The sequence below is a fragment of the Skermanella sp. genome (assembly GCF_059503625.1).
Genome location: NZ_JCACHA010000607.1, coordinates 1 through 17,303 on the forward strand (window position 1 = coordinate 1; position 17,303 = coordinate 17,303).

At 65.7% G+C, this 17,303-nt stretch carries 17 protein-coding genes and 1 pseudogene; 12 read left to right on the top strand and 6 right to left on the bottom strand.

Going from position 1 to position 17,303, the window contains the following annotated elements; all coding sequences use genetic code 11:
• Positions 1 to 304: 304 nt before the first annotated feature.
• Positions 305 to 1,240 (bottom strand): Bug family tripartite tricarboxylate transporter substrate binding protein, encoded by a 936-nt coding sequence (locus AC5JJ6_RS16595; RefSeq protein ID WP_496043120.1) that lies wholly within the window; start codon positions 1,238 to 1,240, stop codon positions 305 to 307.
• Positions 1,241 to 1,644: 404 nt separating this feature from the next.
• Between AC5JJ6_RS16595 and AC5JJ6_RS16600 the strand changes: the two genes are divergently transcribed.
• The 3 genes from AC5JJ6_RS16600 to AC5JJ6_RS16610 all read left to right on the top strand — a co-directional run bounded on the left by AC5JJ6_RS16600 (position 1,645) and on the right by AC5JJ6_RS16610 (position 4,147).
• The gene (locus AC5JJ6_RS16600) at positions 1,645 to 2,454 is read left to right on the top strand and encodes a hypothetical protein (protein WP_496043121.1); all 810 of its coding nucleotides are present in this window, start codon (positions 1,645 to 1,647) and stop codon (positions 2,452 to 2,454) included.
• 181 nt (positions 2,455 to 2,635) lie between these two features.
• Complete coding sequence (locus tag AC5JJ6_RS16605; RefSeq protein ID WP_496043122.1) at positions 2,636 to 3,601, top strand: IS5 family transposase; 966 nt, start codon at positions 2,636 to 2,638, stop codon at positions 3,599 to 3,601.
• Between the two features lie 39 nt (positions 3,602 to 3,640).
• A complete protein-coding gene (locus AC5JJ6_RS16610) occupies positions 3,641 to 4,147 on the top strand; it encodes a transposase (protein WP_496043123.1) in 507 nt (168 codons plus the stop codon).
• 314 nt (positions 4,148 to 4,461) lie between these two features.
• Here AC5JJ6_RS16610 and AC5JJ6_RS16615 read toward each other — a convergent pair whose 3' ends face one another.
• The 3 genes from AC5JJ6_RS16615 to AC5JJ6_RS16625 form a co-directional block, all read right to left on the bottom strand.
• Positions 4,462 to 5,661, bottom strand: a complete 1,200-nt coding sequence (locus tag AC5JJ6_RS16615; protein ID WP_496043124.1) for a right-handed parallel beta-helix repeat-containing protein — start codon at positions 5,659 to 5,661, stop codon at positions 4,462 to 4,464.
• A gap of 237 nt (positions 5,662 to 5,898) precedes the next feature.
• Positions 5,899 to 7,977, bottom strand: a complete 2,079-nt coding sequence (locus AC5JJ6_RS16620; protein WP_496043125.1) for a glycosyltransferase — start codon at positions 7,975 to 7,977, stop codon at positions 5,899 to 5,901.
• The gene (locus AC5JJ6_RS16625; protein ID WP_496043135.1) at positions 7,946 to 8,257 is read right to left on the bottom strand and encodes a hypothetical protein; all 312 of its coding nucleotides are present in this window, start codon (positions 8,255 to 8,257) and stop codon (positions 7,946 to 7,948) included. Before AC5JJ6_RS16625 ends, AC5JJ6_RS16620 begins: the two co-directional genes overlap by 32 nt.
• Here AC5JJ6_RS16625 and AC5JJ6_RS16630 point away from each other — a divergent pair.
• A complete protein-coding gene (locus AC5JJ6_RS16630; protein WP_496043136.1) occupies positions 8,256 to 8,657 on the top strand; it encodes a hypothetical protein in 402 nt (133 codons plus the stop codon). The genes AC5JJ6_RS16625 and AC5JJ6_RS16630 overlap by 2 nt on opposite strands.
• Here AC5JJ6_RS16630 and AC5JJ6_RS16635 read toward each other — a convergent pair.
• Positions 8,607 to 8,966, bottom strand: a pseudogene (locus AC5JJ6_RS16635) (glycosyltransferase family protein); the annotation flags it as partial. The gene AC5JJ6_RS16630 and the pseudogene AC5JJ6_RS16635 sit on opposite strands and share 51 nt — an antisense overlap.
• 227 nt (positions 8,967 to 9,193) lie before the next feature.
• Between AC5JJ6_RS16635 and AC5JJ6_RS16640 the strand changes: the two are divergent.
• Positions 9,194 to 10,567 (top strand): hypothetical protein, encoded by a 1,374-nt coding sequence (locus tag AC5JJ6_RS16640; RefSeq protein WP_496043126.1) that lies wholly within the window; start codon positions 9,194 to 9,196, stop codon positions 10,565 to 10,567.
• A 288-nt stretch (positions 10,568 to 10,855) separates the two neighbouring features.
• On the opposite strand, the gene AC5JJ6_RS16645 is transcribed toward AC5JJ6_RS16640, so the two are convergent.
• Positions 10,856 to 11,518 carry an IS6 family transposase gene (locus tag AC5JJ6_RS16645; RefSeq protein ID WP_496043127.1) on the bottom strand — a complete coding sequence of 221 codons (663 nt, stop codon included), beginning with the start codon at positions 11,516 to 11,518 and terminating at the stop codon, positions 10,856 to 10,858.
• A 288-nt stretch (positions 11,519 to 11,806) separates the two neighbouring features.
• Between AC5JJ6_RS16645 and AC5JJ6_RS16650 the strand changes: the two genes are divergently transcribed.
• From AC5JJ6_RS16650 to AC5JJ6_RS16680, 7 genes are all read left to right on the top strand, one after another.
• The gene (locus AC5JJ6_RS16650; protein ID WP_496043128.1) at positions 11,807 to 12,196 is read left to right on the top strand and encodes a hypothetical protein; all 390 of its coding nucleotides are present in this window, start codon (positions 11,807 to 11,809) and stop codon (positions 12,194 to 12,196) included.
• A 53-nt stretch (positions 12,197 to 12,249) separates the two neighbouring features.
• Complete coding sequence (locus tag AC5JJ6_RS16655) at positions 12,250 to 12,858, top strand: transposase (protein WP_496043129.1); 609 nt, start codon at positions 12,250 to 12,252, stop codon at positions 12,856 to 12,858.
• A gap of 239 nt (positions 12,859 to 13,097) precedes the next feature.
• Entirely contained in the window at positions 13,098 to 14,111 is a 1,014-nt protein-coding gene (locus AC5JJ6_RS16660) for a glycosyltransferase (protein ID WP_496043130.1), read from the top strand.
• A gap of 184 nt (positions 14,112 to 14,295) precedes the next feature.
• Positions 14,296 to 14,922: a hypothetical protein gene (locus tag AC5JJ6_RS16665; protein ID WP_496043131.1), complete on the top strand. Its 627-nt coding sequence runs from the start codon at positions 14,296 to 14,298 to the stop codon at positions 14,920 to 14,922.
• Entirely contained in the window at positions 14,922 to 15,251 is a 330-nt protein-coding gene (locus AC5JJ6_RS16670; protein WP_496043132.1) for a 2-keto-3-deoxygluconate permease, read from the top strand. The genes AC5JJ6_RS16665 and AC5JJ6_RS16670 overlap by 1 nt, the downstream gene beginning before the upstream one ends.
• A 71-nt stretch (positions 15,252 to 15,322) precedes the next feature.
• A complete protein-coding gene (locus tag AC5JJ6_RS16675; protein ID WP_496043133.1) occupies positions 15,323 to 16,126 on the top strand; it encodes a four-carbon acid sugar kinase family protein in 804 nt (267 codons plus the stop codon).
• Between the two features lie 22 nt (positions 16,127 to 16,148).
• A complete protein-coding gene (locus AC5JJ6_RS16680) occupies positions 16,149 to 16,898 on the top strand; it encodes a carbohydrate-binding domain-containing protein (protein ID WP_496043134.1) in 750 nt (249 codons plus the stop codon).
• Positions 16,899 to 17,303: the final 405 nt, after the last annotated feature.

The following is a 17,303-nucleotide window of genomic DNA, read 5'->3' on the forward strand; positions in this document are numbered from 1 at the left end:
AAGAGCCGTTTAGATGCATCCAGAACCCGCACCACAAAATCCCGGGACCAAACAGTCACCTTGTGACGCTGTTTTGGGATGTGATGCCGGCGGGCAGCGTTCGCCTTGAATGGCATGGTAGGCGTCCCTCATGCGTCGAGGGCTCGCCCCCACGCCAGCCTACCTGAAGCCGTCTATGCCGACGACTGGTGTAACAAGGTGACAAGCTGCAGCAGCACCGGCTCTCCCGCCGCCCCGAGCCGACCAGCGCCACGGACTTGGCTCCTGTCCTGCGGAAGGCGCCAGATCCGTTTCGCCGACATCGTCAGTTAACGCGAAGATTGAACTCCTGAACCAACGTGCCGAAGCGGGCATATTCCGCGGCGTGGTAACGCGTGAAGTCGGCCCGTGAGCGGTACTGGATCGGCATGTCCATCCGGCGCAAGCCCTCGACGACGGCGGGGGCTGCCATCATGCGTTGGCAGGCTGCCTCGATCCGGTCGAGCATGGAAGTGGGCGTGCCGGCCGGCGCATAGAGCCCGGACCAGATGGTAAAGACCAGATTATACCCCAGCTCACGCATCGTCGGCGTATCCGGAAATTCCCGCGTCCGCGTCTCACTGAAGACGGCGATGGGGTGAAGATTATACTGCCGGACCAGATTGCCCTGGTCGGTGAAGAGCGGCACCTGCTTCGACGCCATGGCCTGCATCACCTCGCCCGAGCCCCGAAAGGGAATATGGTTCATCTCGATGCCGGCGAGGCGCTCCAAGGCGATCATGCTGATATGGGGCGTGCCGCCCGGGCCGGTGCTCGCATAGGGCAAGGTACCCCGGGTTTCGCGGGCCCGGGCGATGACGTCTTGCAGGCTGCGCAACCCGGAGTCCTGCGGCGTCATCATGACGACCAGGGCCGCCGTGACCTGGCAGATCGGTAAGAAATCCGTCTGCTGGAACGGCGCGCCGCGCGTATGCGGCGTCAGCACGAGCGAGCCTCCCGGCGCCAGCAAGATCGTCGTCCCGTCGGGCCGCGAACGCGCCAGCTCGAGTGCGCCCACCGTGCCATTCGCGCCAGCCGTGTTCTTGACCACGACCTGGGCGCCGAGCGCGGCGGCCAGCTCCGGCTGCATGATGCGGGCCATGAGGTCGGTGGCGCCGCCCGGCGGATAACCCACAATCATGGTGACCGCCGTCTGCGCACGGGCCGGGGTCACCGACAGGGTTGCACACAGCAGGCCGATGGCGCTGAGACGTCGCAGCATGGCGTTCCCTCCTTCGGGGCTTGGTTGCCCAGGACTATGGCGGGCCAGCGGCGGGATGTCTGCAGGTCGGCGATACGCCGATCCTTGCGGGGGCCGGCCCTGCCCGGCCGGCGGCACGCTGCCGAGCCCCGAGCGCCGCCGGCCCCTATCCGTCGGGAACAGGATGGGCTCGATGTTTCCGACCGCGGGCGTCGCTCTTCCAGCTGGATGCCAGGAGCCTTGGCCCCGCCCGGCCTGACGATGCGCCAGCACCACGCCGAGCCCAACCGGACCTTCCAGGCGACAGCGATCACCAGCCACCTGCCGGCGCGGGCCCCAGCATGGCCCTCCTCGCCGGATTCGGGGCTTGGCTTGCACATGGGTTGGATGTCGAAATGGGGCCGCCTGCAGACAAGGGGCGTCCCATGACGGTACCGGCTTTCGCACCCTACAGCCTCAGCGCCTTCAACGCCTCCCAGGCCTCGGAGAATAAGATCCACGATGACACCGTCGCGGCGCGCCTCGGCTTCGCGGGCGGTCTCGTCCCGGGTGTGGAGGTATATGCCTACGCGACGCACTTCCCCCTGAGCTTGTGGGGACAGTCCTGGCTCAAGCGGGGAACCATGGAGTGCAAGCTCCTGAAGCCGGTCTATGACGGCCGTATCGTCACCGTGGCGGCAAGCCGGTCGGCCAACGGGATCGATTTCACGGTGGAGAGCGAGACGGTCACCTGCGCATTGGGCTCGGCCAGCCTGCCATCCGAACCGCCCGCCCTGCCGGATGTGGCCGCGTTTCCGGTGGTGCCGGCCCGGCGCGAGAGGCCGCGGGCGAGCGATGCGGTATTCCCCGTGGGCGAGTGGCTGGGCGCCCAGCCTGTCGAGGTGACGGAAGAGTACGCTTCACAGTACCTGCGCGATGTCCGCGAGGCGAACCCGATCTATGCCACCGAGAAGCTTGTTCACCCGGGCATCATCCTGCGGATGTGCAACTGGTCGCTGTCGCACAATGTGCAGATGGATGCCTGGATCCACATCGCCAGCGTGGTCCGCAACCTCGGGCTGGCGCGCATGGGTGACGTGCTGACCACCCGGGCCCGGGTCTTGGCCAACTACGACCGCAAGGGTCACAAGATTGCCGAGCTTGACGTCTTGGTTGTTGCGAATGATCGCACGCCGATCGCCCGGGTTCGTCACGCGGCGATCTACCGTCCGCGCCAGCTCGCCGAGTTGACATGATGGAGGTCCTGCTGGTCGGCGCTGGATTGATCCCGCGGTAGCGTCTGAGAAAGGGGGTGGAATATGGGCTTTTGAAAAAGTCTTGGCATTCTGATTCACCTTGTTGCACCAGTCGTCGGCATAGACGGCTTCAGGTAGGCTGGCGTGGGGGCGAGCCCTCGACGCATGAGGGACGCCTACCATGCCATTCAAGGCGAACGCTGCCCGCCGGCATCACATCCCAAAACAGCGTCACAAGGTGACCAACTGGGTGGAGTACGATGCGGGCCTGCGCGCTCGGGGTAGCCTGACCGTGTGGTTCTCCGAGGTGACGATCGAAGGCTGGCGCGCCGAGGCGCGCACCGGCCGTGGCGCCCAGCCAAAGTACTCGGCCCTGGCGATCGCAACTGCCCTGACGCTGCGGGCCGTGTTCCGCCTGGCGTTGCGCCAGACAGAGGGGCTGATTGGCTCCATACTGCAGTTGCTCGGCCTCGACTTGGCGGTGCCGGACCACTCGACCCTCAGCCGCCGGGCGGAGACGCTGGAGGTGCCCCGGCCGCCCGGCGGGCGTGAGCCAGTGCACCTGCTGGTGGACAGCACCGGGCTGCGGCTATGTGGGCCTGGTAGGTGGCTGGAGGAGAAGCACGGCAGCAAGCGTCGCCGGGCCTGGCGGGTGCTGCACCTTGCCACGGACGCCGACACCGGTGAGATCGCCGCGAGTGTGCTGACCAACCGAGATGCCGACGATGGCTCCCAGGTCGGTCCCTTGCTCGACCAAGTGGATGGGCCGGTGGTGGCCCTGACCGGCGACGGTGCCTACGACCGTGACGATGTCTATGCCGAGGTGAGGGCGCGGCACCCCGATGCCGTCGTCGTCGTCCCGCCACGTGCGAGTGCGGTGCCGAGCGCCGCAGCCGAGACCGCGCCGACGCAGCGGGATGCGCACCTTCGATGTATCGCTGAGCGCGGCCGCATGGGCTGGCAGCGAGCCTCGGGATACAGCTGGCGCGCCTTGGTGGAGGCTGACATCTCGCGCTGGAAGCGCGTCATCGGTAATGGATTGCGATCGCAAACGGATAGGCGCCAGACGGTGGAGGTGGGCATCGCCGCCGAAGTGCTGAACCGCATGCTCGAGTTGGGGCGACCGGAGTACGTCCGCGTCGCTTGATCCAGATGTCGGCTGGGACTAATGCGTCCAGGCCGACCTATGCAACAAAGTCTCGCCGATCCTGAGGCGGGCTGGGCTGGCCACCAGCGGCGCAAGGCGATCTACAGCTTCAAGGCCCATGTTGGCGCCGATGCTGATACCGCCCTGGTCGAGGCGCTCTGTGTGACACCAGGGAATGTGCATGACGGCCGAGCCGGCGGCGGTGCCCTGCCTGAGGTACCCGACGAGGTCTATGCCGACAGCGCCTACCGTGGCCCCATCTTCGGCGCAGCGGTCGCTGCCCGCGGTGGTACACCCCGCATCGTGCTGACAGGCATGTGGGGTCGCCCCGGTGATGACACGCTGCGCAAGCTCCGCCGCTGGAACTACGCCATCCACCGTGTCCGCTGCCGCATCGAGAAGATCTTCGGCACCTGGAAGCGCAGCTACGGCCTGCGCCGCATGCGATGGCGAGGACTGGCCAAGGCTACCCTGCAAGTCCACCTCACCGCCATCGCCTACAACCTTCGCCGCTCCCTGACAATGCTCAGCAACCCAGCAGCATGAGCTGAGCAGACCCTCAAGCAGTTCATCCGGCATCGCTGTTGATCAGCCGAGCTCAGTGGACCGCACTCAGCCAGAAAACGCCTCAAGCGTTACCCGCGCACAGGTCTCCTAAGGAGAGCTGTGCGCGGGTCGTCCGAGATACAGCATCTGGCATCTGGGTGCTTGAGATGGCTACTACAAATTGTGGTTTACCGGACCCGCGCACAGGTCTCCCAAGGGCAGGTGAGGGGTCGTCCTGCCACTCCGGTTCGAACTGCAGCGCCGCCAGCCGGATCCGTGCAACAACGCCGCCCATGCGGACCCGCCCGCGCCGGTCAGCCCAGGATGCGGTTGCGCCGGTACATGTTCTCGTAGGAAGGACCAATATCGCAGGGCAAGATGCCGGCGAACTCGCCTAACGAATCACCCGCGCCCAGATCGTTGAACCAGGCGAAGCTGATGTGCTCGTTGCTGCCGCGCGTGTTGGAGCCGCCGAGATTCCAGTGGAAGCGGTTTCCGGAACAGGCCCTGATGAGCTTCACCGCGCCGCCGTAGTTCCCGACCACCAAGTTGCAGTTAACGGTGTTGAAGGCGGCATTGTCCAGGGAGATGCCCGGCAGCTTGATCGAGGAAGAGTTGTCCGGCAGCAGCGGGAACCGCTCGATGAAGTCGGCGCGTATCTCTGCCGTTGTCATCGCTGCTCGTCTGCCATTGCGCGACACGATGCTCTGAGTCAGTTCGCAGCAGGCTGTGCCCCAATCGAAGCAGATGCCTTCCTTGTTGCAACCGTCGAGGAGGGAGCGGGAGATACGGCATGCTATGGCGCCTTCGAGGTAGATCCCTTGCGCCCGGTTGCCTTGCAGGCACATCCTGGACATCTCGATGCAGTGTGGGCGCTTGGTCTTCTCGATGATGCTGTACGCCTCATGATTGCGCTCGGGCACGTCCTCTACTGTTACCGCATGCGTGCATTGCGAGAGGTGGATGGCAGCATCGCAATTGAGGAAGCCGCGCCCGCCGCACGCATCCACTCGATGGATCAGGCCCATGCTTGTGTCGCCGAGCGCCATGACGGCGGAGCAGAGCAGGTTGCGGGCACGGATACCCGCCACCTCGAATTCCGAACAGTCGAACAGGGTGATTCCGTAGCCGTCCAGGTCGGACAGGTTGATGTTTAGGATTCGGAACCGCCGGCACCGGTGCAGTAGGATGGCGTTGCGGCCGCGGCGGAGGGTGAGCCCGTCGATGACGAAATCAGTGCAGTCTTGAAGCCGGATGAAGAACTTCTGGTGCGGGTCGTTTCCGCTCACAGGCTCGGTGGTCGTAAGGCCGAACCGGTACGCGCCGGTGAGGACCGTGCCGCGCGCCATGACCTGCATAGGCGCGAGTCCCGGCATAGCAGGCAGGTTCCGGAGGACACCTCCGAGCCGGTTTCGCCAGTCCCGCGGGATACGTTGCGCGTCGCGTCGCGCGGCGATCACGGCCTGCAGCGCATCTGCTGCAGGGGCGAGCGTTGGCAGGCAAAGCGGGGTCATGCCATCCTCCTTGCGCGCCTTTGGGATTCACAGGACAATGCTGCCATCCTCGAAACTGTGATGCCGGCAAGGATGCTCGGGGCTGGCCCGCTGTCCAGCGGAGAGTATGCAGACCCGTAGGAGGCAGATCTCCGACCGGGGGGATCAGGGCTTCATCTCTCCGCCAGTTGGCCCCGAACACGCCCGAGCAGCAGCCAGCTTTCCCCCGATTTGCATGCTCTCTGGCCAAGCTCAACGTCAGGGCCTTGCCTGACCCGTCATGGCCTCCGTGATCTCTTGTGTTACGAGCGCCGTACGCTCGGACTGACGGTCCAGCCCGAGCAGCCGGGTCCAACGCGGCCAGCTTGTCAATTCCGTATGTGCCGCGCGCCACTGTCCGGCAGCCCGACCGGCCTCTCTATGGTAGCGCCAAACCGCTGCCAAGCCGCGCCGCAGCCCACTCCGCAGCCGCGCGCGGTCGTAGCTGTAGACCTGCACGTAGGATCGCATCCGGTCCGACAGTCCGTATTGCGAGACATGCATGGTCATCCAAGGATGCCACTGGTCAATGAAGAAATGGTCGGGACGCAGCCGCCTTCGCACCAAGCCGAGCCAAAGCGCCGCCATGCCGATAGCCAGCGTGGCACGCCGCCATAACCCGTGCGGCGGCGCCCGCCAGTCCGCCGCCTTCATGCCGACCGTGGAGCGAGGCCGCTCAGGCGCATGTGCGGCGGCAAGTGCCGCGATCTCCCGGTGCAGCGTATCCATCGGCGCCTCCAGCACCGCGGGACCCGCAAGGAAATCCTCGATCGCGCGGATCACCAGCTCGGCATGCTGGTAATCGTGCTTCAGCAGACTATCGACCAGGCGCCGCAGGATGACCACGCTACGATCGAGTCGAACGAAGGGACGGTGGCAGGCCGCGAAGATCAGGCGGTTGCGCAGATCGTAGTAGAGCTGCCAGCCCGGCGCCTTGGCGTAGAAGGGCTCGTGCCAGACTGCGACGGGCGGCAGCGAGACGGTGGGCACGCCGCGGCGCATCAGCCGCGTGCCGTATTCCATGTCGTCGCCGCGGATGAAGATCGGCAGGGGCAGCCCGTACTCGCGGAACAGCCCGGCCGGGATGGCACAGTACCACCAGCCATTGAAGTGGCAGGGCACCTCGCGCGCTAGCTCGTTCAGCAGCTGCGGCTGGTCGAGCGGACGGTTGTGCAGCGCTGCACACAAAATGTTGTTGGCGTCGACCACCGCACCGGCCTCGTACATCGTGGTCGGGCGGAACAAGTCCACCATGGCACCACCGATCACAGTCGGCGCTGTGGTGCGGGCAGCGAAGGCATGCGTGGTCACCAGCACCGCCGGATCGAACTCGATATCATCGTCCATGAACAGCACGTGGGAGCAGGTGCCCTCCTGCACGATTTCCATCGCCGCTCGGGTGAAGCCGCCGGCGCCACCGAGATTCGCCTGCTGGACTACCGTGATACCCTCTGGCATTTCGGATAACAGCGCTACCATCTCCGCGGAGGCGAAGCGGTGGCCCTGATTGACAATGACAACATGCGGCTTGGCCCAGCGCCAGTAAGCAGACTGCATCAATCGCCGGAGGTTGCCGGCAAGCTGCACCTCACGGTTGAAGGTGCAGAGCCCGATGCCGAGCCGCACTGCCTGCCGCGTTGGCGTGCCCGTCTCCAGCCGCCCGGCGCGGAGGGTCACGCCGGAGGTCGCGGTGACTTCGAAGAAAATGCGGCCCGCCCCGGCCGGCATGGGATCGAGCGCGGCGGTGATCATCGCGCCACGCTGCGGGTTGAGCAGCAGCCGTTGCCGGCCAATGCAGTAGTCCGAGCCGTCGGGCAGCGCGCGGAAGAATTCTACCACCGCCTCGCCACTGCCGAAGAGCCGCAGGGTGAGGTCCTGGACCGGCGCATGCAGGGCCCAGTAGTGTTCGTAGAAGCTGTTGAGATAGGCGCTGAACGACACTCGCGCGCCTTCGGAGAGCAGGATGCCGAAATCCAGTGTCTGCACGCGGCCCGCGAGGATGCGGTAGGCGGCGCGCGGGCCGGAGCGGGGCGCGTCGAACCGCACTTCCTGCAGCACGGCATCCGAGAGCGCCGGCGCCTGCCAGGGCGCCGTATCCGCCGCCGGCGTGCTGTCGACCGCAGCATCCATGCTCAGCACCTGCGCTAACTGGTCGACCAGGCGCTGCAAGGTAGCCTGTACCGTCCCAGGCGGCCCGGCCGGCGGCGTGGTGGCCGGCAGCTCCGGCGCGGGCAGCTGCTCGGCCGGGTCGGGGTAGCGTGGAGCGTCACGCATCGGATCGGTGGTGGGCGTGGTCATCAGTGCCGTGGCGCCGATTTTCGGACCGCGCTGCGCGTAGCCGGAGTTGCGCCGTGCCGATCTCCTCCAGCTGCTCCATGGGACGGAAATCCTCGCGGAAGCCGGCGAGCGTCAGACGGAACCAGTGCTGCAGTCCGCGCCAGTCGCCGCGGCGGACCACCAGGAACAGCAGGGAATAACGCAGGATGTCGTGCAGCACCTGTGCCGCCAGCCGGTGCCGCTGGATCAGGTAACCGCGGTTGCGGAAGAAGTGGAATTGCTTGCCCGGGTCGGACGGCATGACCGCAGGCAGCCGGCCGCGCACGAGCGGCACAGTCTCTGCGGCGCCGGAGGGGGCGGAAGCCGGCATCGGTCATGGTCATGATCAGCCCGCCACCGCGGCGCACGCGGTGCAGGAAATCGATCTCGTCACCGGGCATAAACAGGCGGTAATTGGGAATGCCGAAGCGTGCGAAGGCCTCCGCGCGCGCCAGCGTGCCGTTAAAGAGATGCGCAAAATGCCGCACGAGCGGGAAGCCGGCCATGCCGTCGCGCGTCGTGATCCGCCGGCCCTCCACAAAATAGGTAAAGGCCAAGCGTTGCTCGTCCTCAATGTCGAGGATCAGCGGCGCGACCACATCCGCCTCATGCTCCTCGATGGCCCTGGTCAGCTGGCGCAGGCAGTCCGGATCCCGCGGTAGCCCGTCATCATCCATTAGCCAGACATGCGTGGCCCCGTACGCCAGCGCGGCGAGGATGCCATAGGCAAAGCCACCTGCGCCGCCAAGATTGCGGTGGTTGATCAAGTGGCGGACTGCCGGGTGCCGCGCCAGCACCTCCGTCATCTCTTGCCGTGGCAGGTTCTCCACTACGATGGTGGCGTCCGCGCGCAGCTGCTGGCCCCCAAGAGTTTGGAGCAAGCGGTCGAGCCCACCCGGCCGAGCCAATGTCACGATGGCAGTAACGATACGGCGCATCAAATTGTCCTTGCCGCCGACAGGCCGGGGCATCTACCACTACATTCTTCACCCTTGGCGCCCGTCCAAGAGTTAGCTGAGATGGGATCATTCTCGAACGGCCTCTTGATGCTGGAGGTTGCATCCCGCCCCACTTGGTACTGCAACGGACGGGTCACATTACACGTAGGAGGAGCATTCTAACCGAATCGGGAAATGCAACACTCGGCATGGTCTTATCAGCGGACTATTGCCGCCCCGACGAGAACAGGCCGCGAGTGTTGGTCGGCTCGGACGGGCTGACGGGCGGCAAGGCTCTCCTCGCCCAGGCGCAACCCTCCATGCCGCAGCACAGTCCGGTCAGGCGCGGCAACATTCGGGCGTGTCGGCGCTTCCTGCTGCAAGTGGCGTCGCCCGGCCGGCACGGTACTATCCGCACGGAGAGCCCTAAACCCATGCCCACACGTAACATGCTGCGCTGGATCAGCCGGTTCGGACAGGCCCAGCCCGAGCCCCCACCGCTGCCTGCGGCACCGGACCCGGCACCTATGCCGCACGAGCCTGCCCCCTCGCCCAGGATCCTCCTCCTCGGCGCAGAGCCGCGCGCCGTCGGGTTGATAGAGCTCTACCGGCTGGTGGGCCATCCCGATGTCGTCCTCGCGGATCGGCGGCCCGAGCGTGCCGGCGGTGATCTGATTGGGCATCGGGTCCTTAACTTCGACGAGATCGCTCTTGACCGGCTAGTGGCTACCATCGTCACGGAGGATCCGATCAGGGATTATGCCGAGCCGATCGCTTTCCTGCGGGACAAGGGCCTCTCGCCCGCTCAGGTCATTACCTGCGCCGAGCCCGGCCGCGCGCATCGGACACTCACCGGTCTTGTTCCGGCTTCAGACGAGAGGAGCCGGCAGATCGGGTACCGCGCCGTCCGCCAGAACCTGTTCCACCGCGGGCACTACGCCTACTGCATGGTGCTGGCGGCCGAGACGGCGCTGCGCATGTCGCTGTCCAAGGTCACCATTGTGGAGTTCGGTGTCTGGTATGGTGCCGGGCTGAACAACCTCTGCGAGATCGCAGATTTCTTGCAGCAGACATTGGGAGTGGAGTTCCGCATTTTCGGCTTCGACACTGGCGCCGGCCTGCCGGAAGTTGCCGACTGGCGTGACCATCCGGAGCTCTGGGGCAGTGGTACGCTCGCCATGCCGAATTTCGAGAAGCTCGCGACGCAACTGCCGCCGAACTGCCGTCTGATTATCGGCGACTGCAAGAACACGCTCGCGCCGTTCCTGCGCGAGCATGGCAGTGCCGAGGCGCCAATCGGTTTCGTCTCTCTCGATGTGGACCAGTACCACTCGTCCGTCTCGGCTTTACGGCTTTTCGAGGCGGAGGCGACGCATCTCGCGCCCGTCATACCGGTCTGGGTGGATGATTCCTATCTTAACGTGCTGCAGACCAGCTATGCTGGGGAGGGCTTGGCGATCCGCGAGTTCAACGAGCGCCACCCGCTGCGCAAGATTGAGCAGAAAATTATCCGTACCGACGACTTTCCCCGACTATGGCATCATTGCATCTATTTCGCGCACATCTTTGATCATCCGGTGCGGCAAGGGAAAGCGCCGGCGCGCTTCGACCAATTCTACCACACGAACTACTGACAGCTCGTTTTGGATGTCGCCTGGCGACCGGCTTTTGAACCGGCGCGCGAAAGTTCGAGGTCCACTTGATGGCTCAGGCAAAAAAGCACACTAAAACCGGGTCGGTAACCTTGCTCGGCGCCCTTCAGGCCGACCACGACACCTTTTTCAAACGGACTGTGAGCGCAGGGCACATGCCAAGTCCTCGCAATGCCATGCGACCGGCCCCGCTCCGCCCGAACCCGGGCTGGCCAGGGCATCGTCAAGTTGTTGGCCCAAGGCTGACCGGGGGCGATGCGGGACTGGCGTTTAAGCCGCGGCGGCAGTCCCGCTGATATCGGCCCATGCTTCGAAAGCACGCGCCCTTGAGGCTCGGTGTCCACTGGCGGCGACATGGTCGCGGCGGAGATGGAAGAGGTTGACGACTTGGACATGGGCGGAAAGGAAACGCTGTGCCTGCCGCGCTGATTTGATACGCTTCATCTGCCGCTCCCGTCGCCGCGTCGGCTGATGTGAATTCTCGGCCCGGTTGTTCAGGCCCTTGTGCTGGCGGTGCTCGATACCGTGTATTAGCTCCCGCCTGATTGCGCCGTAACTCGACAGCCTGTCGGTGATCATGACGCGGGGCGCGCGGCATTGCCGCTTCAGCAGCTTGCGCAAAAGGCGCTTCGCCGCCCGCTTGTCGCGTCGGCTCTGAACGAGAACGTCGAGCACCATCCCGGTCTGATCCACGGCACGCCAGAGCCAGTGCTTCACCCCGGCAATCCTGATAACGACCTCATCAAGGTGCCATTTGTCGCCAGCGCAGGGCAGTCTCCGCCAGATCTGATTGGCGAACTCCTGGCCGAACTTGAGCGCCCACTGCCGCACGGGCTCATGGCTGACTACGATGCCACGTGCCCCCAGCATCTCCTCGACCATGCGCAGGCCGAGCGGGAAGCGAAAGTACAGCCGGACCGTTTGGCTGATCACCTCGGCCGGGAAGCTTGGCGGCTAACAAGCTCATTCCAGCTGTCTACCGGTTTGGGGTCGACCCGCCAAGTCCCACACAACTTGACTGTGAGAGTGTTGGTGTTGTTCGGCGGATCTGACCCTTAACTTGATTGACCTGGTGTCATGGTACCGACGTGTCGGCCTGCCGGACGACGCTCGGCGATCGGGCGGGAGGTGACCTCATAGGAGCCTGAGGCCGTCCATCCCGTCACAATCCTGTCCGCCCGCCGGGTCGCCGGACTCGCACCCGATCGGAGAACCGGCAGCATGAACGAGGCCAGCCCGCGCGACATCATCGTCGGCATCAACACCCATAAGCACACCCAGGCCGCCGTGGCCGTCACCGGGCTCGGCGCCCGGGTTGGGGAGCTGACGATCCGCGTTGGCCTTGAGGGCTACCGTGAGCTCGAGGCCTGGGCCCAATCACTGGGAGCCGTCCGCGCCTTTGGCATCGAGGGCACGGGCGCGTACGGCGCCGGCCTGGCGCGCTTTCTGCGTGCGGCGGGCCTACCGTTCGTGAGGCCGGCCGGCCCGATCGCGGGCGGCGCCACCGGCATGGCAAAACGGACCACCTCGATGCCGAAGGCGCCGCCCGCGCCGTGCTGGGTGGGCAGGCCACGGCTTTGCCCAAGGCCGGCACCGGTGAGGTGGAGATGATCAGACATCTCAAAGTCGCCCGCGACACCGCCGCCAAGGCGCGCACCTAGGCCATGCTGGCGCTGAAGGCCATCATCGTCAGCGCGCCGGCGGCTCTGCGCGAGCAGCTCGAGGCAGTCGCCGGCCGGATGGCGCTGGTCCGGCATCTGGTGGCCTTGCGGCCGGGGCCGCTGACCACGACCATCGCCTCAGCCAAGGCCAGCCTACAAGCCATCGCCCGCCGCTGGCTCGACCTCGACGGCGAGATCCGGTCACACGATGCCCACCTTGGCCGGCTGGCTGAGCGGTGCGCGCCGGAGATGGTCGCGGCGCATGGCATGGGGACCGCGACCGCGGCGGAGATGCTTGTCCTCGTCGGCGCAGAACCGGCGCGGATCCACTCCGAAGCTGCCTTCGCCAAGCTCTGCGGCGCCTGCCCGGTGCCGGCCTCGAGCGGCAAGACCAGCAGGCACAGGCTGAACCGCGGCGGGCATCGTCAGGCAAACGCTGCCCTCCACCGCGTGGTGGTCGTGCGCATGCGCACCCATCAGCCCACTCTCGACTACGTCCGGCGCCACACCACCGAGGCCAAGAGCAAGCGGGAGATCATCCGCTGCCTCAAGCGCTTCGTCGTGCGCGAGATCTTCGGCTATCTTGCCATCCATCCAAAGCCGTTTGCCTAGCCCAAAACGCCACTTGACCGCTATAGGAGCATCGGTACCCGGACAAGACTACCGAGGGCCGGTCAATGCTGCGTGAGGCCCATAACCGCCCCGCTTTTCACCGCTTAGAAGATCGCATCAACGGTCCTATAGTTCTATTTGTGCGATTTCGTACATTTCTTGTCTATTAAAAAGATTTATTTCGATAACCAGAACTTTATTGAATGTTTATGCCTCGACCCCAAGCAGGTATGGAGCGTATGCAGTCCTATGCGAAGCGCATCATCGCAGTGGTCGTTACCTACGATCGGGCGCCACTGCTGCGCCGCTGCCTTGCCGCGTTGCAAGCTCAGCGATGCGGACCCGATGCTGTCATCGTCGTCGACGATGCGAGCCCCGGCTTTGCCACGGCGGATGCCGTCGCCGCCTTCCCCGGTGTCGGGCATCTCAGGCACACCACCAATCTCGGCGGCGCCGCGGCCTATTGCACCGGCATCGAGGCGGCGCTGGCGATGGGCGCCAACCTCGTCTGGCTGATGGACGACGATGCGCTCCCGGCCTCTGAGGACTGCCTCGAGCGGCTGGCTAGCCTCGCCGAGGACGGCGCTGGCCTCGCCGCCCCGATGGTGCTCGATCAAGACGATCCGCGACGGCTCGCCTTTCCGATCCGCATCGCCGGGCGCACCCGCTTTTTCGCCAATGACCTTGACGGCGCGCCGAGCATCGAGGGCTTCGCGCATCTCTTCAACGGGGTGCTCATCCAGGCGGAGACCTTCCGGGCGATCGGCTTGCCCGATCCGCGCTTTGTCTGCCGCGGCGACGAGGTGGAGTTCCTGCTGCGCGCGCTCCGGGCCGGCATCGCGGTGCAAATCGCGACCGGCGCCCAATTCCTCCACCCCGGCGCGAGGCCCGAGATCCACCCGATCCTGAGCGGACGCTTCTACGCCACTCTGCCGCTCGGCGAGGCTAAGCAGCGCGTGCAGTTCCGCAACCGCGGCTACATCTTCCGCCGCTACGGCATGTGGCACTACCTGGCTGCCGATATCGTCCGCTACGGTTGCTATTTCCTGCTGCGCCGCCGGCCCGACGCGGCGGGCTTCGGGCGGTGGCTCGGCCTGACGGCCGGGGGCTGGTGGGGCGGCTTCATGCGCCGGCCGGCGCCGCAGCGGAGTCACCTGCTCGTAGCCGCACCGAACACCGGCGACTACGCCCGCCCGTTCGAGGGCGAGCGTCCACCCGTGCCTGCGGCGCAGGGCGCGCGGCAGGCCGGATAAGGATCACAGCATGGATCAGATCGCCCCCTTCGCCATGCCGCACCGCCGGCATGACGCCGGCGCTGAGGGCCTGGTGCTGCAGCGCCTGCGCTTCGACTACTAGGTCCCACTACGGCCGCTATATCTGCGTCCGCAGAACCGGAGGGCCAAGCTGCCGGACGGCTGCAGAGAGGCGGGCGGCCAGTTGCTCTTGGCAGACGGGGCCACCAATTTTTTCGACACCTATTTTGGTGCCTGTTTCGAGAGCCAGTGGCGTGGCGTAACCAGGCTCGCCTCGCTCCTGCTCGGCATCGACGCCAGCGGCTCCTTCGCGCTCCGCCTGCGGCGCCGCTCCGCGCAGGGCGAGACGGTGTTGTTGCATGACGAGCTATTCCGCGATGTCGACGGGCGCTTCTCCGTATCCGTCCCGGCACCGCTGGTGCCGGCGGTGGGCGAGCGCGTCTTCGCTGAGGTCACGGCGCTGGAGGGCGGCTGCACCATATCCGGCCTCGACTGGCGCACGCCGGATATGCAGGATGCGGTGGCGGTCGGCTTGGTGCCCGTCTTCTGCACCTTCGGGAGCACGGCATGCTTCCGCAAGCAACTGGTGGCCCTTGAGCAGACGCAGGCCGGTTTCGCCAAGTGGCTCAAACCGCGCGGCGACGACCGAAAGGACGCTCAGGCCGGCCTCTGTTTGTTGGATAAGGCCAAATATGGAAAGCTTCCGCGGCCTGCGAATCCACCCATTGGTGAAAAGGCGCTGCCGTTCGGAATGCTGCTCGGCGATTCCGGTTGGGAGATGCGTAACTTCCTCTCCCGCGTCATGCGGTGATGATTCCCTTCTTTGCCCTCGCCCTCGCACTCGCCCTTGGCAGCGAGCTCGACTTGGCAAGGATCTGGCACGCTAGACTGCTGGACGATAGTCTCGGCGTGGCCGTCCTCCTCCTCAACGGCATCCCGCTCTTCCTGGCGGACCGTGTGACCGGCGGCGGCGGCGTCGTGGGCGTCGCAGCGGCCGCCATCGCCGGCAATGCCGCAGCGGTGCAGGCCGCCGTGGCGGCGGCCAACCGGGCCTATGCCGAGGCGGCGGTGCATACGTTCATCCTGGGCGCCGCTGCCGTCATCGTCACTGCCGTGCTACTCTCGTTGCTGATCGCTTAGATTGCGAAGGCCGTGGGCGCGTGGCCAGGCCTCCCAACTGCAACCATCACCGCGCCGGCGGAGTGACCCCCGTGACCCTGCGCTGGCTGATCCTAGCGGATGACCTGACTGGCGCAGCGGATTGTGCCATCGCCTTTGCCCGTCGCGGCCGCACCGCCGCGGTTGGCTGGGGCGAGGCGCCCGCGCCGGTGGGGGCCACGGTGTTCGCCATCAATACCGACAGCCGTCGCTTGGCTCCAGCCGCCGCTGCTGCTCGACACCGCAGCTTGGTCGAAGCAAGGCTCACGCCTGGGATGCGGCTGATCAAGAAGATCGATAGTACCCTCCGCGGCCAGCCCGCGGCGGAATTGCGGGCCACCATCCAGGCGCTGCGCGACCGCGGCGCCGGCGCCATGGCCATCGTTGTCCCGGCGTTCCCAGCTACCAGGCGCACCACCGAGGGCGGCCGGATCTACCTGGGCGGCACGCCGCTGGAGGAGACGGCGCTCTGGGCGCGCGACCACACCTACCCAAGCGCTGACTTGGTCGCGGTGCTGGAAGCGGAGGGGTTGCACGCCCGCTTGCTGCCGCTCGCGGCTGTCCGTAGGGAGGCTGCGGCCGGGATCGCTGCGGCGCTGGAGGCGGAGGTTGAGGCGCTGGTTTGCGATGCCGTGCTGCCTGAGGATCTAGATGCCGTCGCCCGCGGCAGCCTGCCCTCCGCCGAATGGCTCTTCTGGTCCGGCTCTGGCGGCATCGCCCAGGCGCTCGCCGTGGCCGAAGGGCCAGCGGTGGCCGTTCCGCAGTCCCTCGCGCTTGTCGGCCGGGGTGGCATGCTGGTGGTGGTGGGCAGCCGAGTACGCTCGCCCAAACTCGCCTGTGGCGCTGGCCGGTGGTAACCTCGCAGAGGACGGGCCCAAAGTGGTCAGCGCCAAGCTGCAGGACGCGAACACACTGTTGGTTAAGGTGACGCAGGATCGCTCAGCAGGCTTTGCTGCGTTGGACCCGGATGCTGCTGCTGGGGTCGGTTGGTCCGTGCGAAGTTCAGGGGGCGTCGCCGTCGCCAACCGGGTTGAAATGCTCTCTGTCGACACGCTGCAAATCCACTTTGCCTCCACACTGCCGTCGGACGGGGTAGTCTTTTATGGCTACGGCTATGGACGACTGGCCGCCTATAACCAGCCTGGTCAAGGCAACGCGATCTATGACCAGACTGGCATGCCGATCTGGACTCCGACCCAGGGTGTCCGCATCGACACCGCTGCGCCGCCTTCACCAACGCCCACCGCACCCGCGCCGATACAGACGACGCTTGGCTCCGGCTCCGACACGCTGGTGCTGCGCATCTCTCAAGACGCCTACCAGGGCAATGCGCAGTATACCGTCAAGGTGGACAACGTGCAGATCGGCGGCACGCAGACCGCAACGGCCTGGCACTCCTCGGGCCAGTCGGACACACTAACCATCAAAGGCAACTGGGCGATTGGCAACCATAACGTTGCCGTCACCTTCCTGAACGATGCCTGGGGCGGAACCTCGACCACCGACCGCAACCTCTATGTGGACGGGATGACCTACGACGGCGCCGCTGTTGCAAATGGCTCTGCCGCGCTGAGGGCCGCAGGACCGGCAACATTCACTGTAATGGACAATGACCTGATGTTTGCCTGAACATAGCAAGTCGGATGCGTATGAGACCTGCACCTGGTACCTTTGATCGGCAGCTCCGGGAGGCCGCTCAGGCCCGCACCTAAAACAAGCTTGTCAGCAGCACCGGGATCAGGTCATCAGATCCCGCTTCTCCAACTCCGACGCATAAACCGTGATTTAGCGGGAGATCGTGGCGTGGTCAACTCCACGCCGCGGTCAGCCAGCATCAGCTCGAGATCGCGGTAGTTGATTGGAGTATCAGGTACCAATGGCGATCCCGTGGAATAAAGGTATGCAGGCGCTTCAGAGATCACCCTGATGTAGCTTCGGCAGAGCGGCATACCGCTGCTCCGCCCGGTCTGTGATTCAGCCGATCTAGAGCATTTCAGGTTTAGTCGAACGCGTAGCCTGAGTTGGCAAGGTAGT